At 65.8% G+C, this 19,830-nt stretch carries 23 protein-coding genes; 5 read left to right on the top strand and 18 right to left on the bottom strand.

Annotated elements, in window-relative coordinates:
• Window positions 1–2: 2 nt before the first annotated feature.
• The 9 genes from AC5P6X_RS00930 to grxD all read right to left on the bottom strand — a co-directional run bounded on the left by AC5P6X_RS00930 (window position 3) and on the right by grxD (window position 9,083).
• On the bottom strand, window positions 3–524 hold the full coding sequence (locus tag AC5P6X_RS00930; RefSeq protein WP_005408859.1) for a pilus assembly PilX family protein: 522 nt from the start codon (window positions 522–524) through the stop codon (window positions 3–5).
• A gap of 3 nt (window positions 525–527) precedes the next feature.
• Window positions 528–1,697 (bottom strand): PilW family protein, encoded by a 1,170-nt coding sequence (locus AC5P6X_RS00925; RefSeq protein WP_005408858.1) that lies wholly within the window; start codon window positions 1,695–1,697, stop codon window positions 528–530.
• Window positions 1,694–2,194: a type IV pilus modification protein PilV gene (gene pilV / locus AC5P6X_RS00920; protein ID WP_005408857.1), complete on the bottom strand. Its 501-nt coding sequence runs from the start codon at window positions 2,192–2,194 to the stop codon at window positions 1,694–1,696. The genes AC5P6X_RS00925 and pilV overlap by 4 nt, the downstream gene beginning before the upstream one ends.
• Window positions 2,191–2,706 (bottom strand): GspH/FimT family pseudopilin, encoded by a 516-nt coding sequence (locus AC5P6X_RS00915; RefSeq protein WP_005408856.1) that lies wholly within the window; start codon window positions 2,704–2,706, stop codon window positions 2,191–2,193. Before AC5P6X_RS00915 ends, pilV begins: the two co-directional genes overlap by 4 nt.
• A gap of 161 nt (window positions 2,707–2,867) precedes the next feature.
• Window positions 2,868–4,256: a nucleotide 5'-monophosphate nucleosidase PpnN gene (gene ppnN, locus AC5P6X_RS00910; protein ID WP_005408855.1), complete on the bottom strand. Its 1,389-nt coding sequence runs from the start codon at window positions 4,254–4,256 to the stop codon at window positions 2,868–2,870.
• A gap of 252 nt (window positions 4,257–4,508) precedes the next feature.
• Window positions 4,509–7,388 (bottom strand): TonB-dependent receptor plug domain-containing protein, encoded by a 2,880-nt coding sequence (locus tag AC5P6X_RS00905; RefSeq protein ID WP_495215287.1) that lies wholly within the window; start codon window positions 7,386–7,388, stop codon window positions 4,509–4,511.
• Between the two features lie 57 nt (window positions 7,389–7,445).
• Entirely contained in the window at window positions 7,446–7,757 is a 312-nt protein-coding gene (locus tag AC5P6X_RS00900; protein ID WP_495215286.1) for a carboxypeptidase-like regulatory domain-containing protein, read from the bottom strand.
• 232 nt (window positions 7,758–7,989) lie between these two features.
• Entirely contained in the window at window positions 7,990–8,766 is a 777-nt protein-coding gene (locus AC5P6X_RS00895) for an SDR family NAD(P)-dependent oxidoreductase (protein WP_495215285.1), read from the bottom strand.
• The gene (gene grxD / locus AC5P6X_RS00890) at window positions 8,763–9,083 is read right to left on the bottom strand and encodes a Grx4 family monothiol glutaredoxin (RefSeq protein ID WP_005408852.1); all 321 of its coding nucleotides are present in this window, start codon (window positions 9,081–9,083) and stop codon (window positions 8,763–8,765) included. Before grxD ends, AC5P6X_RS00895 begins: the two co-directional genes overlap by 4 nt.
• Window positions 9,084–9,204: 121 nt before the next feature.
• Between grxD and AC5P6X_RS00885 the strand changes: the two genes are divergently transcribed.
• On the top strand, window positions 9,205–9,783 hold the full coding sequence (locus AC5P6X_RS00885) for a superoxide dismutase (protein WP_099605690.1): 579 nt from the start codon (window positions 9,205–9,207) through the stop codon (window positions 9,781–9,783).
• Between the two features lie 114 nt (window positions 9,784–9,897).
• Here AC5P6X_RS00885 and AC5P6X_RS00880 read toward each other — a convergent pair whose 3' ends face one another.
• From AC5P6X_RS00880 to purE, 3 genes are all read right to left on the bottom strand, one after another.
• Window positions 9,898–10,239: a carboxymuconolactone decarboxylase family protein gene (locus AC5P6X_RS00880; RefSeq protein ID WP_005408850.1), complete on the bottom strand. Its 342-nt coding sequence runs from the start codon at window positions 10,237–10,239 to the stop codon at window positions 9,898–9,900.
• 112 nt (window positions 10,240–10,351) lie between these two features.
• Entirely contained in the window at window positions 10,352–11,500 is a 1,149-nt protein-coding gene (locus AC5P6X_RS00875) for a 5-(carboxyamino)imidazole ribonucleotide synthase (protein ID WP_329755849.1), read from the bottom strand.
• Window positions 11,497–12,000, bottom strand: coding sequence for a 5-(carboxyamino)imidazole ribonucleotide mutase (purE, locus tag AC5P6X_RS00870; RefSeq protein WP_005412808.1), 504 nt, complete (start codon window positions 11,998–12,000; stop codon window positions 11,497–11,499). The genes AC5P6X_RS00875 and purE overlap by 4 nt, the downstream gene beginning before the upstream one ends.
• 58 nt (window positions 12,001–12,058) lie before the next feature.
• Between purE and AC5P6X_RS00865 the strand changes: the two genes are divergently transcribed.
• From AC5P6X_RS00865 to AC5P6X_RS00850, 4 genes are all read left to right on the top strand, one after another.
• On the top strand, window positions 12,059–12,328 hold the full coding sequence (locus tag AC5P6X_RS00865) for a Trm112 family protein (protein WP_059033886.1): 270 nt from the start codon (window positions 12,059–12,061) through the stop codon (window positions 12,326–12,328).
• Window positions 12,325–13,176: a carboxylating nicotinate-nucleotide diphosphorylase gene (gene nadC, locus AC5P6X_RS00860; RefSeq protein ID WP_005408846.1), complete on the top strand. Its 852-nt coding sequence runs from the start codon at window positions 12,325–12,327 to the stop codon at window positions 13,174–13,176. Before AC5P6X_RS00865 ends, nadC begins: the two co-directional genes overlap by 4 nt.
• 115 nt (window positions 13,177–13,291) lie before the next feature.
• The gene (locus AC5P6X_RS00855) at window positions 13,292–14,293 is read left to right on the top strand and encodes a DUF2272 domain-containing protein (RefSeq protein WP_088436335.1); all 1,002 of its coding nucleotides are present in this window, start codon (window positions 13,292–13,294) and stop codon (window positions 14,291–14,293) included.
• A 67-nt stretch (window positions 14,294–14,360) separates the two neighbouring features.
• The gene (locus AC5P6X_RS00850) at window positions 14,361–14,711 is read left to right on the top strand and encodes a DUF3301 domain-containing protein (protein WP_005408844.1); all 351 of its coding nucleotides are present in this window, start codon (window positions 14,361–14,363) and stop codon (window positions 14,709–14,711) included.
• A 46-nt stretch (window positions 14,712–14,757) separates the two neighbouring features.
• Here AC5P6X_RS00850 and AC5P6X_RS00845 read toward each other — a convergent pair whose 3' ends face one another.
• The 6 genes from AC5P6X_RS00845 to AC5P6X_RS00820 form a co-directional block, all read right to left on the bottom strand.
• Entirely contained in the window at window positions 14,758–15,210 is a 453-nt protein-coding gene (locus AC5P6X_RS00845; protein WP_005412806.1) for a ClpXP protease specificity-enhancing factor, read from the bottom strand.
• An 84-nt stretch (window positions 15,211–15,294) separates the two neighbouring features.
• Entirely contained in the window at window positions 15,295–15,930 is a 636-nt protein-coding gene (locus tag AC5P6X_RS00840) for a glutathione S-transferase N-terminal domain-containing protein (protein ID WP_005408842.1), read from the bottom strand.
• 134 nt (window positions 15,931–16,064) lie between these two features.
• On the bottom strand, window positions 16,065–16,814 hold the full coding sequence (locus AC5P6X_RS00835) for a cytochrome c1 (protein ID WP_005408841.1): 750 nt from the start codon (window positions 16,812–16,814) through the stop codon (window positions 16,065–16,067).
• Window positions 16,807–18,066: a cytochrome b gene (locus AC5P6X_RS00830; protein WP_049451337.1), complete on the bottom strand. Its 1,260-nt coding sequence runs from the start codon at window positions 18,064–18,066 to the stop codon at window positions 16,807–16,809. Before AC5P6X_RS00830 ends, AC5P6X_RS00835 begins: the two co-directional genes overlap by 8 nt.
• Window positions 18,066–18,686, bottom strand: coding sequence for a ubiquinol-cytochrome c reductase iron-sulfur subunit (gene petA, locus AC5P6X_RS00825; protein WP_004151998.1), 621 nt, complete (start codon window positions 18,684–18,686; stop codon window positions 18,066–18,068). Before petA ends, AC5P6X_RS00830 begins: the two co-directional genes overlap by 1 nt.
• Window positions 18,687–18,880: 194 nt before the next feature.
• Complete coding sequence (locus tag AC5P6X_RS00820; RefSeq protein WP_005408839.1) at window positions 18,881–19,801, bottom strand: lytic transglycosylase domain-containing protein; 921 nt, start codon at window positions 19,799–19,801, stop codon at window positions 18,881–18,883.
• Window positions 19,802–19,830 lie beyond the last annotated feature (29 nt).

Raw genomic sequence — 19,830 nt, 5'->3', positions numbered from 1 at the left:
CCTCAAAGCTTGAAAACAGTGTCGACAGCCGCCGAGGAAGTACCCTCGTTGCTGGTGGCGGCATCGCGATCGGAGCCGAACGCGGTGATCTGGTAGACGCGGGTGGGCTCTTCGCTTTCCGGCGTGCCCATGCCCAGCGTCGATTCGCCCTGGATGCAGGCGTCGATGCGGCGCACGCTGACCACCGGCGCCGCCGACAGTTTCTGCTCTCCCACCCAGCGGGTGGGATCGAAGCCGTCATCGCAGATGCGCTTGATGGCGTCAGCCTTCAACGAGCCGCCGTCGCCGGTATTGTTGTCGATCTCCTCGATCGACCGCTCGGCGTCACGGACCGCCCGCTCGCTGGCCTGGAACGCCACGTTGGCGGCCCGGTAGTTGGAGGACATGCGCTCCTGCATGCTCGCCACCTGCATGCCGACCACGCCGATCAGCGACAGCAGGATCAACAGCATCAGAGCCACGTACAGCACCGCACCGCGCTGCTGCGTACGCCCCTGGAATCGACGGGAGACGGAGGGCTTCATGGGTCAGTTCCCGAACAGTCGGTTGCGCAGTGCCACGGACACCTCGTAGGAGGCACGGTAACGATCGTCGTAGGTCGTGGGCGGATTGAAGCCAACGCCGAGCACACCCAGCTGGGCCACGGCCGTATTGGCCTGCTCGGCCGCGGCGCGCTGCGGGCTGCGCACCAGCAGTCCAAACTGCACCAGGCCAACCCGTCGCCACGCGGCGACAGCGGCAGCATCGGTACCGGTACTGACCCCGCTGGCAGTCTTCTGGAAGGCGATTACCCCGGTCGGTGGCGCGGTGCTGCTGATCGCCGTCTCGGTATCCTGGCCGTAGAGGAACTGCAGGCTCTCAATGCCCTCCACCAGCTCCTCACCGGTGGCGAACGTGTTGTCGCCAGCGCCACGCGCGCGGTACAGCGCGGGTTCGCCGGCGGTATTCGTTGCCACGTAGTACGCCATCGATTCCACCCGATAGACCATGGTCACCGCGTTGTTGGCCGAATACGCCGAGAGATCGGCTTTGCTGGCCGTGATCGTGCTGCCGGCGATTTTTCCCGCAAACACGTCCACCTTGCTGCAATCGGCCACGGCAAACGCCGAGGGCGTGGTGACGGCACCGGCCGACAGGCGGGCCGCCGCGTCACTGGCGATCGTGATGTCCGGCGAAGTGCCGGAGCCGATGGACAGCACCGGCGAGCCTTCCGGCGCCAGGTAGCGCATCACGATGATGTCGCTGCCGCCAAGCGGTTTGGGCTTCAGATTGGTGATCGCCGACGGCGTGCTGCCGGCAGCCCCCCAGCTTGCGCCGAGGGTCAGCTTGTTGCCAGGCGCGGTGCCCTGCGCCTCGTAACCCTGGATCGGCACCGAGAAGTCCATCGGGCTGCCATCACCCGACTTCACGCCGGCAATGTTGACCTTGACACTGTCCTGGGCGCGCACCAGGTGCGCCTGGTCATTCACGCAGCCCATGTGCCCGGCCATCCGGATGTCGCGCTCGAGGAACTCCAATGCGAATCGGGCGTTCTCCTGGGTGCGCGCGACACCTTCGGACAGCTGCGAGGCCGCCCGCGAAGCCATGAAGATCTGGGTCACGCCCAGCATCAGCACCAGGCCGATGACCAGCGAGATCAGCAGTTCAACCAGCGAGAGGCCAGCCGCATGGCTGGCAGCGGAAGGCGCGCGCTTCATAGACGGGTAACCAGGGTGAACGTGGTGATGCTGTCGGGATTGGCTGCGTTCCATCGCTCGTCTCCCCAGCCGATGCCCACCGTGACCAGACCATCATTGACGGTCACGTTGGCGCTGGCCTTGCCTCCCAGCACCTTGACGACCTGGCATTGCCAGCGCGCCACGTTCGCCTTGGAGGCTGTCACGTCGGCACTGTTGGGCCAGGTGCAGGGGCCAGCCGGCGCGGTGACCGAGCCGGCAGTGAAGGAGGCCTTGGTGTATTCGCCACCGTTGAGGGTTTCGCTGCGCTGCACGCGCATCAGCTCGATCAGATCGTAGGCCAGGCTGGTGGCCTGGGTGCGCTGGCTGGCGCTCTGCACGAACCGCACGTTCATGGTCTGCAGCAGCGCAAAGCCAAGCAGGCCGAACGCCAGCACCAGCAGCGCGATCAGCACCTCGATCAGGCTGAAGCCACGACTGCGGGCAGGCCCGCCCATGCCGGAACGACGACGTTTCATTTGCAGGTTCCTGCGGTGGAGCGGACCTGGCCGGAGAACAGGACGGTCAGGGTCCGCATGGGGTCACCCGTCTTGCAGCCTTGCGGCACCAGGCTCACGACCTGGTCGGCGGACGCGCGGCGGCGTCCCTGGGAATCGAAGGTGATGACGGTTGGGCTGGGAGCCTCGACCGCCAGGCTGCTGCTGCCCTTGGAGAAGCGCAGCACGCTTTCGCTGCCGCTGACGGAGCCATCGCCATCGGCGTCGCCCCAGGCCAGCATGCCCTTGCTCCACTCACCATCGCAGGACGTGCCGTTGCTGCTGCCGCACACCCCGCCACCATGGCGGTTGCGGATGGCCTCGCTGCGAGCGAGCGACAACAGACCGATCACCTCGTTGTTGGTGGTGGTCAGCCGGTTCGAGCGCATCGCGGTGCGGAAGCTGGGATAGGAGATGCTGGCCAGAATGACCAGGATGACCAGCGTGATCATCAACTCGACCAGCGTGAAGCCGTTTTGCCGGCGCAAAGACATTGGACGCTCCCCAGCGTGTTGATGGCCACGATGGGCCATCGTCCCGCCACCGGCAAGCGGCGGCAGGATGAACGGTCAATCCAGGGCGACGGGCGTCAAAGCCTTGACGACCCGCACCTTCCCACCCCGGCCGGCGCGATCCCCATCGCACCGGCCCGGACTCAGGCCAGCACCTGGTAGCAGGGCTGGTATTCGCCGGAGATCTTCATCCGGCGCTGCTCGACGAAAGCGCGCAGCAACGCGTCCAGCGCCTGCATCATGTCCGGGTCGCCATGGATCTGGAACGGTCCGAACTGTTCGATGCGACGCATGCCGTCTTCCTTCACGTTGCCGGCGACGATGCCCGAGAACGCCCGGCGCAGGTCGGCCGCCAGCGCGTGCGGGGCACGCCCGTGGTGCAGGTCCAATGCGGCCATCGCCTCGTGGGTGGGCACGAACGGCTGCTGGTACTCCCACGGAATCTCGATCGACCAGTTGAAGAAGAACGAGTCCTTCTGCGCCAGGCGGTGCTCGCGCACGCGCTTGATGCCGTTGGCCATCTTCTTCGCCACCGCCACCGGGTCGCCGATGATGATCTCGTAGCGCTCGGCGGCCGCGTCACCCAGGGTCAGGCGGATGAAGCGGTCGATCTGCTCGAAGTACGGCGCCGCCACGGTCGGTCCGGTCAGGATCAGCGGGAACGGCAGGTCCTTGTTTTCCTCGCGCAGCAGGATGCCGAGCAGGTACAGGATTTCCTCGGCGGTACCGACGCCACCGGCGAACACGATGATGCCGTGGCCGATGCGGACGAAGGCCTCCAGGCGCTTCTCGATGTCCGGCATGATCACCAGGTGGTTGACGATCGGGTTCGGCGACTCGGCGGCGATGATGCCCGGCTCGGTCAGGCCGATGTAGCGCGTCACGGTACGGCGCTGCTTGGCGTGGGCGATCGTGGCCCCCTTCATCGGGCCCTTCATCGCACCCGGTCCGCAGCCGGTGCAGATGTCCAGGCCGCGCAGGCCCAGCTCGTAGCCCACCTGCTTGGTGTACAGATACTCGTCGCGCGAGATCGAGTGACCGCCCCAGCACACCACCAGGTTCGGGTCACCGGGGTTGAGGATGCGCGCGTTGCGCAGCAGGCCGAACACCGCGTTGGTGATGCCTTCGGAGGACTCCAGTTCGGCCGCGTAGGCAGGGCCCATCTCGATGGCCATGTAGGCCAGGTCACGCACCACGGCGAACAGCAGTTCGGCAACACCGCGGATGATCTCGCCATCGACGAAGGCCATGGCAGGTGCGTTGACCAGGTCGATGCGCACGCCGCGATCCTGCTGCGCTACCTGGATGTCGAAATCGGGATACAGATCGCGCGCCGCGCGCGGATCGTCAGAGGCACTGCCGCTGGTCAGCACGGCCAGCGCGCAGCGGCGCAGCAGCTCGTGCATGCCGCCGGCAGAGGCATCGCGCAGGCGGGCCACTTCGGCCCGCGACAGCACATCCAGCCCACCACGCGGGTAGATCCGCGCGTCCTGCACCGGCAGTGCGCGGGCTGATTTTTCGTTCGTGGTCATGTCCAATTTTTTGCTTCCTTCAAGGTTTCCGACTGTACTGCCGCCCCCTTAAAAAGCAAAACGGCCGGGAAGCCCGACCGTTGGATGTGTGCTCCCCGCGTTCGCCTTTCCGGGACCGCATCGGCGGCGTTGGCACCGCGCACATTTCTGGATGCTACGCCGATGCGGAGTGGCCTGCAAGGACTTTCGCCTGAACGGAAAACGGCCGGGTTTCCCCGGCCGTTTCCGTTTACATCATCAAGCTCTGACGGATCAGAACTTGTACTTCACAGTCAGTTGCATGGACCAACGCGACACGGCAGTGTTGCCCTTGTCATTGTTGTTTTCCTGGATCGAGGAATCATCCGCACCGGTGAACGAGTACACATACTTCCCGGTGGCCGGATCGATACCTGCGAAGTTGCCCACGCGGCGGGTTGCATAGAAGCCGTAGTCGTCAATGAGGCCCCACTTCTTGTTCAGCAGGTTGCCGACATTCATGATGTCCAGGGCGACTTCACCCTTGTGACCCTTCACGAAGCCCGGGAATTCCTGGCTGATACGAACGTCGAAGCTGTTGACCCACTTGGCGCGGTGCGAGTTGGCCGGGACCACGCTGCCACGGTAGGCCTCGAGTTCCGGGTTCTGCGCCAGCCAATCGAAGAACTTCTTCTCCATCGTTGCGCCGCCAGTGAACAGCACGTCGCCCACACCCTTCGGCACGTAGAACAGATCGTTGCCGATGGCGCTGTCGCCGTTGGCATCGTTGTAGAACACGTAGCTGTACGGACGGCCCGAGCGACCTTCGTAGAACAGGCCGATACGGGTAGCATTGTCACCGAAGAAGTTGTGCTTCCACTCCAGGGTGCCGGTGATACGGTCCTTGATCGCATAGCGCGAGTTGTACGCGATGTTCTCGTTGGCGTTCAGGATCTGGGTGTTGTTCCAGTTCGAGGTGTTCTGCGAGCTGGTCAGCGGGCTCACTTCCTTCGACTGGGTGTAGGTGTAACCCAGCGACCAGCCCCAGTTCTCGGTCAGCGGCTTGGCCAGCGAGAAGGTAGCCTGGCTGCCACGACCCTTGTCGGTGTTGCGCAGGAGCAGCACGTCGCCAATGTTGTTCGGGCGGTAGTTGCGATTCAGCACGCCGTTGGTGCCGTTCTCCATGCCCAGGTTGTCGCCGGTGCGGGTGTCGATCTTGCTGTTGGCCTGGTTCAGGCCCTTGTCGTTCCAGTAGATCTCACGACCGTCCTGTGCAGACACGAAGGTCGGGCCATTGCCCTTGCCATTGGTCAGGTCCAGGCGCTCGAAGTACAGGCCATCCTTGACCTTGGTGAACAGCAGTTCGGCCGACGCCACGATGCCGTACCACGGCAGTTCATGATCGAAGGCCAGGTTCGCCTTCCACACCGACGGCAGGCGGGTGCCCGGGTTGATGATGTCGACGTTCTGGCGCGCAACGATACGCGACGGGTCCGGAATGAACGGATTATCGGCATCGACGCTGAAGCCACCCGGATTACCCGGAACGTTGTACTCGACGTAGTTCAGGCCGGTGTTCTGGTAAGCACCTGCCAGCCACACATTGGGCGCAGCACCGCCGAACAGGCCCACGCCACCGCGCAGCTGGGTCGGGCGATCGCTGTCGAAGGTGTAGTTGAAGCCAACGCGCGGCTGGATCAGGCTCTTGTCGACCAGCTTGGTGTTGTCGTAGCCGTAACGAGCCTGGATGTCGGCGTTGTACTTGGTCTGGCTGGTGAAGTCCGGAATGTCCACGCGGACGCCGAACATCAGGCTCAGGTTGTAGTTGACCGCCCAGGTATCCTGGATGAACAGACCGGTGTTCTTCAGGTGGAACTTGGCAGGAATGTCATCCAGGCTGCCGCCCGGGCGCGGAACGCGCAGCTGGTAGCCGTTCGCGGTGCCCGTCAGGAAGGAGGCCAGGTCACGGAAGTCATATGCGCCGTACAGGTTACGGCCGTAGAAGTTCATCAGGTCATTGTCGGTGTAATCGAAACCGAACTTGACGGTGTGGTCACCGATGTACCAGGTACCGGCACCGAAGGCGCTCAGTTCCTTCGACTCGACCAGATTGGTGTGGGTGTTCTGCTCGGTACCCAGGTACAGCGAGTTGTTGCCGAAGCGGACGCGCATCTGCGGCAGGTGCGAGGCTGCGACACGGTTGGACGAGTAGTCCTTGTGCGAGACCTTGAACTCGGTCGAGAAGTTTTCGGACCAGTCGCTGAACAGTTCACCCATCCAGGTTTCGTACTGGGTCGGCTGGGTGTACCAGAAGTCACTCAGCGAGAGTGCGCTGCTACTGACCTGCGGGAAGCGGACGACGTCCTGCTTCATCTTGTTGTAGCGCAGGGCCGCACGGTGGTTCTCGTTGATGTTCCAGTCCAGCTTGACGGCGTACTCTTCGATCTCGGTCTTGTTGTTCAAGTCACTGACGCCGCCCACCGGGTGGCCCAATTCCGCCATGCGCTTCTGCACAGCCGAAATGTCGGCATCACTGATACCGCCCTTGGACGGATCCTTGTTGTACGGGCTGTCGCTCAGGCTGACACCGCCACCACTACGCTCGTACTTTTCATAGTTGGTGAAGAAGAACAGCTTGTCCTTGACGATCGGGCCGCCGAAGGTCATGCCATAGGTCTTCTCGTCCTTGAAGCCATTGAAGTCCGACTTGTCGCCTTCCAGGCGCGAACGGACCATGTCCTTGTCGCGGTACGAACCGTACACGGTGCCGTGGAACTCATTGGTACCCGACTTGGTCACGGCGTTGATCACCGCACCGGTACCACCGGCGATGGTGGTGTCGTAGTTGGCCAGGTCGATGTTGATTTCCTGGATGGCGTCCATCGACACCGGCTGACGCTCGGTCGGCAGGTTGTTGGAGCCCAGGCCGAACGGATCGGATGCGCTGATGCCGTCGATGCGGATGGCGTTGTAGCGGGTGTTCTGGCCACCGGCCGAGATCGCGCCGTCAGCCTTGCTGACCTGCGAGATGCGCGGATCCAGGCGGATGTAGTCCTGGATGTTGCGGTTGGCCGACGGCAGCGCATCCATCGTTTCGCGGGTCACGTTGCTGCCGCTGCCCATCTTGGTGGCGCTGAACAGGTCCAGGCCACCTGCGGTGGCGACGACGTTCACCGCGTCCAAGTTGGTCGCAGCCAGGTCACCGCCGAGGCTGGCGTTGACGGTGTTGACCTAATTCAGGTTCAGGAAGACACCCTCTTCGGTCTTGGTGCCTTCACCGGACTTGGTGATGGTGATGGTGTACGGACCACCCACGCGCAGGCCGCGCGCGTTGTATCGACCCGACGCATCGGTGGTGGCACGCGAAACGGTGCCCGACTCGGTGTGGGTGATGGTGACTTCAGCGCCGGCGACAGGCTGGCCTGCGGCGGACATCACCCAGCCACCGACACCGGCAGAGGTGCTCTGGGCGAAGGCGGGAGCGGCGGCGAGCGCAGCCACGAGACCAAGGGTGAGCTTGGACATCCGGAGTGGGTGGGTCATTTTTCGGTAGCCTCGATGCGAGTTGGCGATGGCGGAAAAAAAGCGCATCCAAACAGCCCTGCGGGTGGCTGGTCGGAGATTTATCTGGGGTTCCCTACCGCTTGGCTGAAGGCAGCCACAACGGTTAACACTAGATTAACACGCTACGCCATCAATGTGACGGTTGTGCGACAAACGGCACCGGATCGCAACGCAATCGTGACGGGTTCTTCACTCCGTCTTTCCCCCGGCCTCATTCCGGCAGGGGCGCCTCACTGGCGTCGAGAATCCGGCCCCGCCAGGAAAGCCCAGCGCCGGACAGCAGGGTCACGGCCGCCGCAGCGGCGGCCTCCGGGCCCCGGGCGGCCGGGTCCTGGTCGACGGAATAGGCCCTGGCGCGCAGCGCCGTGCGCAGGGGGCCCGGATACAGGCCGCTGACCCGCACCGGGCTGCGGCCGAGTTCGTCATGAAGGCTGGTGATCAGCCCGCGCAGGCCATGCTGGGCCACACCGTATCCACCCCAATAGGCCTGCCCCACCCGTTCGGAGGCATCGACCGCAAACACCAGGGCCGCGTCCTCGCGCTGCCGCAGCAGCGGCAGGCAGGCCTGGGCCAGCCACGCCGGAGCAGTGAGCGTGACATGCACCGCACGGGCGAAACTGGCCGGGTCGGCCAGTTCGAACGGGGTCAATCCGGGGAAATGGGCGGCACAGACCAGCACTCCATCCAGGCGCCCCAGCTCGCGCTGCAGGGCCTGGGCCAGTTCGGCATAGTCGTCGGGGCCCGCACCCTCCAGATCCAGCGGATACAGCAGCGGTTCGGGGCCGACGGCCTGGACCTGGGCATAGACACGGTCCAGGCGGCGCGGCTTGCGGCCCAGCAGAACCACGGTGGCCCCGGCGGCGGGGGCGGCAACGGCCGCCGCACTGCCCAGCCCACCGCCGGCGCCGGCAACCAGCACCACGCGATCCTGCAACGGGCGGCCATCGAGCGCCCCGTTGGTCGGTGACGTCGATGGCCAGGCACTCATCCCTGGGTCGCCTCTTCGACGATGCGCTTGAGCTCGCCGGCTTCAAACAGTTCCAGGACGATGTCGCAGCCGCCGATCAGCTCTCCATTGATGAACAGCTGCGGGAAGGTCGGCAGGTTGGAGAACCGCGGCAGGTTGGCGCGGATCTCGGGCTCTTCCAGCACGTTGACGGTGCGCAGGGTGACCGCGCCGGCTGCCATCAACGCCTGTACGGCGCGGCTGGAGAAGCCGCACATCGGGTACTGCGGGGTGCCCTTCATGAACAGCACGAGCGGGTAACGATCGACCTCGGCCTGGATTTGCTGCATTACCGCCACAACCTCACTCCTTGCTTCGCCGGACAAACCGACCGCGGTGGTCGGCTAGACTGCCCACGGTAGCCGCCATTGTAAGCGGATGGAACCGGCTGCCGCCGCCCCTCTGGCCACGAACCTGTCCATGCCTGTCGAATTGCCTGCCCTGCCCTACCTTCCCGGCTCCCTGCAGCCGCACCTGTCCGCACAGACCCTGGAACTGCACCACGACCGCCACCATCGCGCCTATGTGGATGCAGTCAATGCCGGCATCCTCGGCACCGAGTGGGAAGAAGCGTCACTGGAGGAGATCGTCCGCCAGGCCCAGGGAAAGCTGTTCGATGCGGCCGCCCAGGCGTGGAACCACGGCTTCTACTGGCAATGCCTGCGACCCCGTGGTGGCGGCGAACCGCAGGGCCGCCTGGGCGAGCTGGTGAAGCGCCAGTTCGGCGACGTGCAGCGCCTGCGCGAGGAATTCAACCGCACCGCGCTGGGCCTGTTCGGCTCCGGCTGGGTGTGGCTGGTGCAGCATCCGGGCGGACAGCTGGGCATCCAGGCGACCCGCAATGCCGGCACGCCGCTGACGGGTGAAAGCACACCGCTGCTGTGCTGCGATGTCTGGGAGCACGCCTACTACACCGACTACCAGAATGATCGCGCGCGCTATCTGGACGCGTTCTGGCAGATGGTCAACTGGGAATTCGCTGAGAGCCAGCTACGCTGAGGCAACGGCTCCGCCCCGGGGTGGTGCCGGCCGCTGGCCGGCATCCCCATCGGTGTACAGAGATGGCGAATCTGCCGGCCAGCGGCCGGCACTACCGGAAAGCAGAGCGTGGCTTCACGCGTTCTCGTGCGCGGCCACCGCATCCATCACCCGCGCCGAGTACACCAGCGCCGCACCGGCATTGAGCGACACCGCCACACCCAGCGCCTCGGCGATTTCCTCGCGGTTGGCACCGTGCTTCAGCGCGGCATCCACGTGCACGGTGATGCAGCCGTCGCAGCGGGTGGTGACCGCCACCGCCAGCGCGATCAGCTCCCGGGTCTTCGCATCGAGATGGTTGGTCTGCGCGCCAGCGTTGGCCAGGGTGGCGTAGCCCTTGACCGTATCCGGTGAGAGCTTGCCGATCTCACCGATACGACCCTTCAGTTCCTTGCGGTAGGCATTCCAGTCGAGCATGGGGGTGACTCCTGTGAAAGGAGCTCCACGCTACCACCGGGAATGTTGCGCCGATGCCTGCACCGGCGCTTCACAGCGTTGCACTGCCGGCCAGCGGCCGGCACTACCGGGCTCAGCGATTGCGCAGCGCGTGCACCGCCGGGGCCACCTGGGCCTGGCGATCCAGCTCCAGGCCGACCTGCTCCAGCGCATCGGCCAGCGCGGCAGCATTGTCATCGCGCAACGTGGCGTGGCCGACCTTGCGGCCTTCGCGCGGCTCCTTGCCGTAGTCGTGCCAATGGCCGCTGGCCTGGCCCAGCACCGGTGCCGCATCCGGCATCGCGCCCAGCCAGTTCAGCATGCAGGCGTGGCCGAGCATGCGGGTGCTGCCCAGCGGCAAGCCCAGCACGGCACGCAGATGGTTCTCGAACTGCGAGGTCTCGCTGCCCTCGATGGTCCAGTGGCCGGAGTTGTGTACGCGCGGCGCCATCTCGTTGGCCAACAGCTCGCCATCGCGACAGAACAGCTCCAGCGCGAACACGCCGACGTACTGCAGGTGCTCGGCGACACGGCGGGCATAGCCGATCGCGGCCTGCTGCTCGGCATCGGACAGCACAGCCGGTGCCACGCTGGCCGACAGCACGCCGTCGACATGCCAGTTGCCGGTGACCGGCCAGGCTTCGAAGCTGCCATCGCGGCCACGCACGGCGACCACGCTGACCTCGCGCTGGAACGCTACGAAGCCTTCCAGGATCAGGCCGGTACGCTCGACCTGCGCGCCCAGTGCATCCCACGCGGCGTCGATGTCGGCCTCGCTGCGCAGGCGGAACTGGCCCTTGCCGTCATAACCAAGGCGGCGGGTCTTGAGGATGCACGGCAGGCCGAACTCAGCCGCCTTCGCAGCCAGCTCGTCACGGCTGCGGATATCAGCGAAGGCCGGCAGCGGGATGCCCAACTGCTGGAACAGGGTCTTCTCGCTCAACCGGTCCTGGGCCACCGCCAGCGCGGCCGGCGACGGATAGACCGGCACGCGGTCGGCCAGGAACTGCGCGCTGTCTGCGGGCACGTTCTCGAAATCGAAAGTGACCACATCGACCTTGGCGGCGAATTCCGCCAGCGCGTGGCGGTCATCGAAGGCACCGACGGTGAGCGGCGCCAGCGGGCCACTGCAGGCGTCGGCCGCCGGGTCGTACAGCTGGAAGCGCAGTCCCAGCGGCGCACCGGCCAGGACCATCATGCGGGCGAGCTGGCCGCCGCCCAGGATGCCGACGGTCAGGCTCATTGGCGCGGATCGTCGTGGGCCATCACGTCTTCGGTCTGGCGTGCACGGAAGGCGTCGAGCGCCTGGCCAATCGCCGGCTGGTCGCTGGCCAGCATCGCAGCAGCGAACAGCGCCGCGTTGGACGCGCCGGCATTGCCGATGGCGAAGGTGGCGACCGGGATGCCGGCCGGCATCTGCACGATCGACAGCAGCGAATCCATGCCGTTGAGGGCCTTGGACTGCACCGGCACGCCCAGCACCGGCACGGCGGTCTTGGCGGCGATCATGCCCGGAAGGTGCGCGGCACCGCCGGCACCGGCGATGATCGCGCGCAGGCCACGCGGGCCCGCCTGCTCGGCGTAACTGAACAACACATCCGGCGTCCGATGCGCGGACACCACCTTCACTTCGAACGGAACACCCAGGGCTTCAAGCTTCTGGGCGGCGTGCTGCATGGTTTCCCAGTCGGAACGGGAACCCATGACGATGCCGACAAGCGGCGCGATCGGGTTGGGGGTCATTGGCCGTCACCTGCCTTAAAGACGTATTCTAGCCATCTTCCACGCAAGACGAAGAACCATGGATCGCAAGCTGCTCGACCTGCTGGTGTCGCCGGACACCCGCCAGCCCCTGTCCCTGCTGGATGGCAAGGGCCTGGAAGCCCTCAACAAGGCCATTTCCGCCGGCGCGGTGAACAAGGCCGATGGCAACCCGCTGGCGCAGACGCTGCGCGAAGCGCTGGTCACCCGCGACCGCAAGCAGGTGTTCCGCGTTGACGACGGCATCCCGGTGCTGCTGGCCGAGGAAGCCATTCCGACCGCCCAGATCGCCGACTTCCCGGCCGCATGAGCGCGCTGCCGACGCCGGATGCGGCCGTTGTCGCCGCCGATGTCGCGCGTGCGCTGGCCGAGGACCTGGGCAGCGGCGACGTCACCGCCGCCCTGCTGCCCGACCAGGCCGACAGCGCTTACCTGCTGTGCAAGCAGGACGGGGTGATTGCCGGCCGTCCGTGGTTCGACGCCACCCACCGCGCACTCGACCCGGACGTGCGCATCGAATGGCGTGTCTCCGAAGGTGACGCGGTCACCGCAGGCACCGTGCTGGCCCTGCTGCACGGGCGCAGCCGCAGCCTGGTCAGCGCCGAGCGCACCTCGCTGAACTTCCTGCAGACGCTGTCTGGCACCGCCACCACCACTGCCCGCTACGTGGCGGCGGTGGCCGGTACCGGCACGCGCATCCTCGACACCCGCAAGACTCTGCCTGGCCTGCGCCTGGCGCAGAAGTACGCAGTGCGCTGTGGCGGCGGTGACAACCACCGCTTCGGCCTCTATGACACGGTGATGCTGAAGGAAAACCACATCCGTGCCGCCGGTTCGCTGGCCGCGGCGGTGGCCGCCGCGCGCCGGCAATGGCCCGCGCTGCCGCTGGTGGTCGAGGTCGAGGACCTGGCCCAGCTGCGCCAGGCGCTGGAAGCCGGTTGCGAGCGCATCCTGCTGGATGACTTCAGCCCCGACCTGCGCCGCGAGGCAGTGCGCATCACGGCCGGCCGCATTCCGCTGGAAGTGTCAGGCAGCGTGGGCCTGGGCGGCCTGCGTTCGATCGCCGAGGACGGCGTTGACTGCATCTCCATCGGTGGACTGACCAAGCACGTGCAGGCCATCGATCTGTCGCTGAAGCTGGGCCCGCCGCCGGGTTGAGGCATGGCGTGGGGGCCGATCCCTTTTCCATGGGAAAAGGGATCCGACCCCGTTCTCACACCCGGCGTTCACGACAGCGCTGCGACGCTGCGGTCATCCCCCACAGGAGCCGCGCATGCGCCGGATGCTCTTGCCTGCCTGCCTGCTGCTGGCCGCGGCGCCGCTGTCCGCAGCGGCCGCCGAAGCCTGCGATGTTCCGCCCCGCTTCGGCCTGAGTCCGTTGGCGGTGGCCATCCGCAACACCGCCTGCAATGAGCATCGGCTCTGGTACCGGCCCTTCATCGATCGTGAAGGCCGTGCCGCCAGCCTCAGCGTCACCGAGGCCGAAAGCGATCACCTGGCGGACAATGGCCTGATCGCCTGGCAGCGCGTGGCCGGCTACTGGCGCAACAGCGGCACGCTCAATGCGATGGGCAGCATCGCGGGCGCCAGCAGTTGCCTGGCGCCGTTGGGCACGCGCTACACCGACAGCGACTGCCGCGCCTTCCTGATCGACAACCCGTGGTCGGCCGCGTTCATTTCCTGGGTGATGGTGCAGTCCGGCGTTCCTGGCTTCAATACGTCGCCACGCCACATCGACTACATCCGTGCCGCCTACCAGGGCGGCCCCTCGGGCGTGCCGTACCGGCTGGTCGACCCGGCCACGGCCAAACCCGCACCGGGCGACCTGCTGTGCTTCCTGCGCGACCGCAGCACCACGCTCAGCTACAGCGGGCTGGTGCAGGCACTGGGCAATGGCTCGGTGGGCCACTGGAAATCGCATTGCGAAGTGGTGGTGGCGGCCAACCTCGGCGGCGACCAGACCCTGTACCTGATCGGTGGCAACGTGATGAACACCGTAGCGATGCGGTTGCTGCAGCTGGATCGTACGGGGCTGATCAAGCTGCCTCCGGCACGCGAACGCAACAGCACCGGCATCGACCCCGGCTGCACACCAGGTCGCGAGGACGAATGCAGCTTCAACCGGCAGGACTGGGCAGCGCTGCTGCAGCTGACTGCAACCTCACCGCTGGTGATGCCCTCGCCCACTGCGACGCCGATGCAGCCCACTCCGGCACCGCAACCGGTCATCGTGCCCGCGCAGCCGATGTCCAGCGAACCGCAGCCGCGGCGGTGAGTGCAGCGCTTGATCCAGCGCGCGTTCGCCGCCATCTTTGCGGGATCGACCCCTGACGGCTGACGCCATGCCCACCCTGCTGCTGTTGCTGATTGCCGGCGGAATCATCTATTTCTTCTGGAACGCGGCGCGTTCGGCCGCCGAGCGCGCGGTCGAACTGGGGCGCAATGCCTGCCGTGCTGCCGACGTGCAATGGCTGGATCAGGCGGTGCACGCCACCGGCCTGCGCCTGTCGCGCGGCGAAGATGGCCGGCTCGGCTTCGAACGTACCTTCAAGTTCGAGTATTCCTACGACGGCATCGATCGCCACGTGGGCCGCATGGTGCTGCGCGGCGACCAGCTGATCTCATTCACTGGTCCGGGCGCGGCGCGGATCAGCCAGATCCGCGCGGATGTGGACGATGCCGAGGATGTGTAAGGGCTGAAGGCGTGCCGACCAACGGTCGGCACCCACCGTTACCTGGTTACTTGACCACGCGCAGGTTCGGGCGCCCCTTCGGCGGCGGGCTGGCTGGCGGCGTATCGTCCGGCGGCGTGCCTTCCTCGTGCAGCAGCTCATCGCTGGTCGGAGCGGTCTCGTTGCCCGGGATGTCATCCGGTAGCGCCATGCCCTGCCCGGTCTCGCGGGCGTAGACGGCCAGCACGGCGCTGATCGGCACCTGCACCGGGTAGCTGGTACCGGAGAAGCGCGCCGAGAAGCTCACCATCTCGTTGTCGATCATCAGCCGCACGACAGCACGTTCGGCAATGTTGAGCACGACCCGGCCATCCTTGACCGCCGAAGGCGGGACCTGCACGCCGGGAACGCCGGCGTCGACCAGGATGTGCGGGGTCAGCTGGTTGTCGTTGATCCATTCCACCAGCGCCCGCAGCAGGTACGGGCGGTGGCTGGTCATGTGGAAGAAGTCTTCGGTCATGCGTGAAGTGTACGCGCCCGGCGCCCCGCCGGGGCGGATCACCTGCACGCCGGTCGGCGTGCAGACGGGTAACGCAGGCCCGGATCAGACCGGCAGATCGCGCAGCTTCTTTTCCTGATCGGTCAGGCTGCGGACGAAACCGGGGTGGCGGAAGATGCGGTTGCCGTAGTCCTCGATCGCCTTGCCGTCCTTCGGCAGCGGTACGTCCAGCGACTGCAGGCGCCAGATGATCGGCGCCATCGCGCAGTCGGCCAGGCTCATTTCCGGGTTGAGGAAGAACTTGCTGGCCTTGAACAGCGGCAGCGAGGCGGTCAGCAGCTCCTTCAGGCGCTTGCGGCCAGCCTCGGCCTGGGTCTTGTTGCCGAGCTGGATGGCCTGCACCTGTGGCACCCAGTCGTGCTCGATGCGCAGCATCGCCAGGCGGATGCGCGCACGCGAGAGCGGATCGACCGGCATCAGCGGCGGATGCGGATAACGTTCGTCCAGGTACTCGCTGACCACTGATGCGGCGTACAGCACCAGCTCGCGTTCGACCAGGGTCGGCACCGAGTGATACGGATTGAGGTCGATCAGGTCTTCAGGCGGGTTCTGTGGATCGACCGGAACGAAGTCGAAGGTCACACCCTTGGCCGCCAGCACCAGGCGTACACGGTGGCACAGTACATCGTCGTTCGAGGAAAACAGCGTCAGTGTATTGCGCATGCGTACGCTCGCCGCCATCAAAGGCTCTCCCACGACAGGAGACCGCCTGCCGCATCGGCGCCGCCGGCACCGTGCCGGCGGTCGACTCCTCCCCGAGTGTGCAACCGACCATCACAAAAGCCAATAGGCCCGTGCGATGGCCGGCGGCAGATTCAGTGAACGTCCTTCCAGTATTCCTTCTTCAGCAGGTACAGCAGGAAGGTGAGCAGGGCCAGGAACAGGATCACCCACACGCCCAGCTGCTGGCGCTTGAGCGCGGCCGGTTCGCCGGCATACTCGAGGAAGTTGGTGATGTCCCGCACCGCCTGGTCGTACTGCCCGGCATCGACCGACCCCGGCGTTTCGATCTTCAGGCCGGTCACCGGCGGGTCCATGCCGGGCGCTTCCGCCTTGCCATGGACCGCATGCTGCAGGCCCTGCATCTCCCACAGCGGGTTGGGCATGGAAGCATTGGCGAACAGCGCGTTGTTCCAGCCCAGCGGCCGGCTGCTGTCCAGGTAGAACGACTTGAGGTACGTGTAGACCCAGTCACTGCCCCGCACGCGCGCGATCAGGCTGAGATCGGGCGGCATCTTGCCGAACCACTTCTCCGCGTTCTCCTTGGGCATCGCCACCGGGATCGGGTCGCCGATCGCCGAGCCGGTGAAGTTGAGGTTGTTCATCACCTCTTCCTCGGTCAGGCCCAGGTCCTGCGCCATCCGCGAATAGCGCAGGTACTTCAGCGCGTGGCAGCCGGAGCAGTAGTTCATGTACAGCTGCGCGCCGCGCTGCAGCGAAGCGCGGTCGCCCAGATCGTTGCCGGCCTGCAGCAGCTTGGTGCCACCTTCGGCGGCGGAGGCCAGGAAACTGCCCAGCATCAGGGTGGCCGTCAGGGCCAACCGGACCATCCAGCGATCAGTCATGGGTGGTCACCCTCTCCGGTACCGGCTTGGTCTTGTCCAACCGTGTCCATAGCGGCATGGTGATGAAGAACGCGAAGTACAGGAAGGTCAGCACCCGCCCGATGTAGGTCTCGTGCACGTCGGTGCCCGGGCCGGAACCAATCACGCCCAGCCACACGAAGCACACCGCCAGCACGCCCAGCATCACCTTCGATATCCAGCCGCGGTAGCGCACCGACTTCACCCTGGCCTTGTCCAGCCACGGCACCAGGAACAGGATCGCAATGGCCGAGAACATCACCAGCACGCCACCGAGCTTGTTCGGCACCACGCGCAACATCGCGTAGTAAGGCGTGTAGTACCAGACCGGCTTGATGTGTTCCGGGGTCACCAGGCGGTTGGCCTCGGTGAAGTTGTCGTGCTCCAGGAACAGGCCGCCGAAACCGGGCGCGAAGAAGATGATGAAGGCGGCGATGATCAGCAGGAAACCGGCGCCGACGCCATCCTTGAGCGTGTAGTACGGGTGGAACGGAATGCCATCGGCCGGTGCGTTCGGCGACCAGCGGTTGCCCTTCGGCCCCTTCTTGATCTCCACGCCATCGGGGTTGTTCGAACCCACTTCGTGCAGCGCGCCCAGGTGCAGTACCACCAGCAGCAACAGCACCAGCGGCAGAGCGATGACATGCAGCGCGAAGAAACGGTTGAGCGTGGCGTCACTGGGCAGGTAATCGCCCATGATCCATTCGGTCAGGCCGTTGCCGATCACCGGTATCGCGCCGAACAGCGAGATGATCACCTTGGCGCCCCAGAACGACATCTGGCCCCACGGCAGCACGTAGCCCATGAAGGCTTCGGCCATCAACACCAGGTAGATCAGCATGCCGAGGATCCACACCAGCTCGCGCGGCTTCTGGTAACTGCCGTACAGCAGGCCACGGAACATGTGCAGGTAGACCACGATGAAGAACAGCGAGGCACCGGTGGAGTGCATGTAGCGGATCAGCCAGCCCCACTCCACATCGCGCATGATGTATTCGATGGAGCCGAACGCCTCGGCGGCGCTGGTCTTGTAGTGCATCGTCAGGAAGATGCCGGTGACGATCTGGTTGACCAGCACCAGCAGCGCCAGCGAACCGAAGTAGTACCAGATGTTGAAGTTCTTCGGCGCGTAATACTCGGTGACGTGCTTGCGGTAGACCGGCATCAGGCCCGGCGCGCGGGCATTGACCCAGTCGGCGACGCCGCTGGCGGTACGGGCGAGGATATTGGCCATCAGGCTGCCCCCTGCGGATCGACACCGATGATGATGGTGTTGTCGTCCTGGTAGTGGTGCGCGGGCACCTTCAGGTTGATCGGCGCCGGCACGTCCTTGAAGACGCGGCCGGACATGTCGAAGCGCGACTTGTGGCAGGGGCAGAAGTAGCCACCCTTCCACTGCGGGTCGTAGGGCTCGGGCCGGATCTCGGCGACCATTTCCGGCGAGCAGCCCAGGTGCGTGCACAGGCCGACCAGCACGGAGATGTCCGGCTTGATCGAGCGCAGCTCGGGGTTCTGCTTCAGCACGTAGTCCGGCTGCTGGTCCTTCTCGCCGGACTCGGGGTCCTTGAGGCGGCCATCCAGCCCGTGCAGCGCGTCCAGGATCGCCTTGGACCGCTTGACGATCCAGATCGGCTGGCCACGCCATTCCACGATCAGGCGTTGGCCTTCCTGCAGGGCGCTGATGTCGGCCACCACCGGTGCGCCGGCAAGCTTGGCACGGGCACTGGGGTTCCAGGATTTGATGAAAGGAACGGCGGTGAATCCGACGCCGACGGCGCCTACCACGGCTGTGGTGGCAGAAAGAAAACGCCGACGTCCGGTGTTGACTGGATCGTGTACCCCATCGTTGGCCATCCGGCACTCCGATATTGATTAGGTAGCTTTAAGGCTGCCAGCGGATCCGGTGGGGGCCAGAGCCGCATTGAATCACGGTCGAGTGTAGCGGAACCGTCGCGCGCCACACAACGCATTGCAACAACATTGATTGCGGGGTTGCCGGCCAGCGGCCGGCACTACCTTTCAAAGGAGTGCCGATCAACGGTTGGCGCCTACTGGTGACTCAGGGCGGTGCGGTAACGTTCGGCCAGCTGCCCGACCCGGCGCACGTAGTACTGGGTCTCGCTGTAGGGCGGCACGCCACCGTGGCGGTCGACCGCGCCTTCGCCAGCGTTGTAGCCGGCTGCGGCAAGGGTCAGGTCGCCATTGAAGCGTTTCAGCAACCACGCAAGATACTGCACGCCGCCGCGGATGTTCTGCCCGGCGTCATAGGAATCGCTTACGCCGAAGCGCGCGGCGGTCGGCGGCATCAGCTGCATCAGGCCCTGCGCGCCAGCACGGCTGAGCGCGGTCGGGTTGTAGGCCGACTCGGCATGGATGATGGCGCGCACCACCGCCTCCTCCACGCCGAACTCGCGCGCGGCCGAGGTGATCTCGGCCTGGAAGGCCGAGGTGTTCAGTCGCACGGTGCCGAAGTCCACGCGTGGATTGACCCCGCAGGCATAGCAGCGCTCCATGAAGCTGTAGCGGATGGTCCGGACCGGGCCGAGGTTGGCCACCTGTGTCGGGCGCGCACTGGTGTAGTGGCGCACGCCATCCTTCATGAAGGAATACACCTGGCCACTGACCATGCGCCCGCTGCGCGAGGCGACCGGCTGTGCGGGACCGGATGCCGGCACGGACGCAGGCGCGACCGTTGCCGGCGCTGCGGCACTCGCAGCAACGGCCACCGGGTTGCGTTCGATGCTGGCCACCGTGGTGGGTGCCGGCCTGGGCGCGGCCACCACCGGTCGAGGTGCCGGGCGGGTGTCACGGGTGTAGCTGATGGTGCTGCAGCGCGCGCCGGCCACCCGCTTGCTCACATAACTGGTGACGCCGTCAGCGCCCTGGCACTTGTACAGGGTTCCAGCGCTGGCCGGCGCAGCGGTCAGCGCAGCGATGATGATCGCCGTTGTCCCCAGTATCCCCTTCATGGCGGCGAGTGTCCCAGCTTCGCCGGGGC

It is taken from the genome of Stenotrophomonas sp. YJH_SMC_40, assembly GCF_059368615.1.
Note: the sequence above shows the minus strand (reverse complement) of the source record. Positions and strands in the feature narration are given on the sequence as shown.

Coding starts and splice junctions, on each gene's coding strand:
- AC5P6X_RS00930 (WP_005408859.1), bottom strand. CDS start 524: ATGAAGCCCTCCGTCTCCCGTCGATTCCAGGGGCGTACGCAGCAGCGC.
- AC5P6X_RS00925 (WP_005408858.1), bottom strand. CDS start 1,697: ATGAAGCGCGCGCCTTCCGCTGCCAGCCATGCGGCTGGCCTCTCGCTG.
- pilV (WP_005408857.1), bottom strand. CDS start 2,194: ATGAAACGTCGTCGTTCCGGCATGGGCGGGCCTGCCCGCAGTCGTGGC.
- AC5P6X_RS00915 (WP_005408856.1), bottom strand. CDS start 2,706: ATGTCTTTGCGCCGGCAAAACGGCTTCACGCTGGTCGAGTTGATGATC.
- ppnN (WP_005408855.1), bottom strand. CDS start 4,256: ATGACCACGAACGAAAAATCAGCCCGCGCACTGCCGGTGCAGGACGCG.
- AC5P6X_RS00900 (WP_495215286.1), bottom strand. CDS start 7,757: ATGACCCACCCACTCCGGATGTCCAAGCTCACCCTTGGTCTCGTGGCT.
- AC5P6X_RS00895 (WP_495215285.1), bottom strand. CDS start 8,766: ATGAGTGCCTGGCCATCGACGTCACCGACCAACGGGGCGCTCGATGGC.
- AC5P6X_RS00885 (WP_099605690.1), top strand. CDS start 9,205: ATGCCTGTCGAATTGCCTGCCCTGCCCTACCTTCCCGGCTCCCTGCAG.
- AC5P6X_RS00880 (WP_005408850.1), bottom strand. CDS start 10,239: ATGCTCGACTGGAATGCCTACCGCAAGGAACTGAAGGGTCGTATCGGT.
- AC5P6X_RS00875 (WP_329755849.1), bottom strand. CDS start 11,500: ATGAGCCTGACCGTCGGCATCCTGGGCGGCGGCCAGCTCGCCCGCATG.
- purE (WP_005412808.1), bottom strand. CDS start 12,000: ATGACCCCCAACCCGATCGCGCCGCTTGTCGGCATCGTCATGGGTTCC.
- AC5P6X_RS00865 (WP_059033886.1), top strand. CDS start 12,059: ATGGATCGCAAGCTGCTCGACCTGCTGGTGTCGCCGGACACCCGCCAG.
- nadC (WP_005408846.1), top strand. CDS start 12,325: ATGAGCGCGCTGCCGACGCCGGATGCGGCCGTTGTCGCCGCCGATGTC.
- AC5P6X_RS00855 (WP_088436335.1), top strand. CDS start 13,292: ATGCGCCGGATGCTCTTGCCTGCCTGCCTGCTGCTGGCCGCGGCGCCG.
- AC5P6X_RS00850 (WP_005408844.1), top strand. CDS start 14,361: ATGCCCACCCTGCTGCTGTTGCTGATTGCCGGCGGAATCATCTATTTC.
- AC5P6X_RS00845 (WP_005412806.1), bottom strand. CDS start 15,210: ATGACCGAAGACTTCTTCCACATGACCAGCCACCGCCCGTACCTGCTG.
- AC5P6X_RS00840 (WP_005408842.1), bottom strand. CDS start 15,930: ATGGCGGCGAGCGTACGCATGCGCAATACACTGACGCTGTTTTCCTCG.
- AC5P6X_RS00835 (WP_005408841.1), bottom strand. CDS start 16,814: ATGACTGATCGCTGGATGGTCCGGTTGGCCCTGACGGCCACCCTGATG.
- AC5P6X_RS00830 (WP_049451337.1), bottom strand. CDS start 18,066: ATGGCCAATATCCTCGCCCGTACCGCCAGCGGCGTCGCCGACTGGGTC.
- petA (WP_004151998.1), bottom strand. CDS start 18,686: ATGGCCAACGATGGGGTACACGATCCAGTCAACACCGGACGTCGGCGT.
- AC5P6X_RS00820 (WP_005408839.1), bottom strand. CDS start 19,801: ATGAAGGGGATACTGGGGACAACGGCGATCATCATCGCTGCGCTGACC.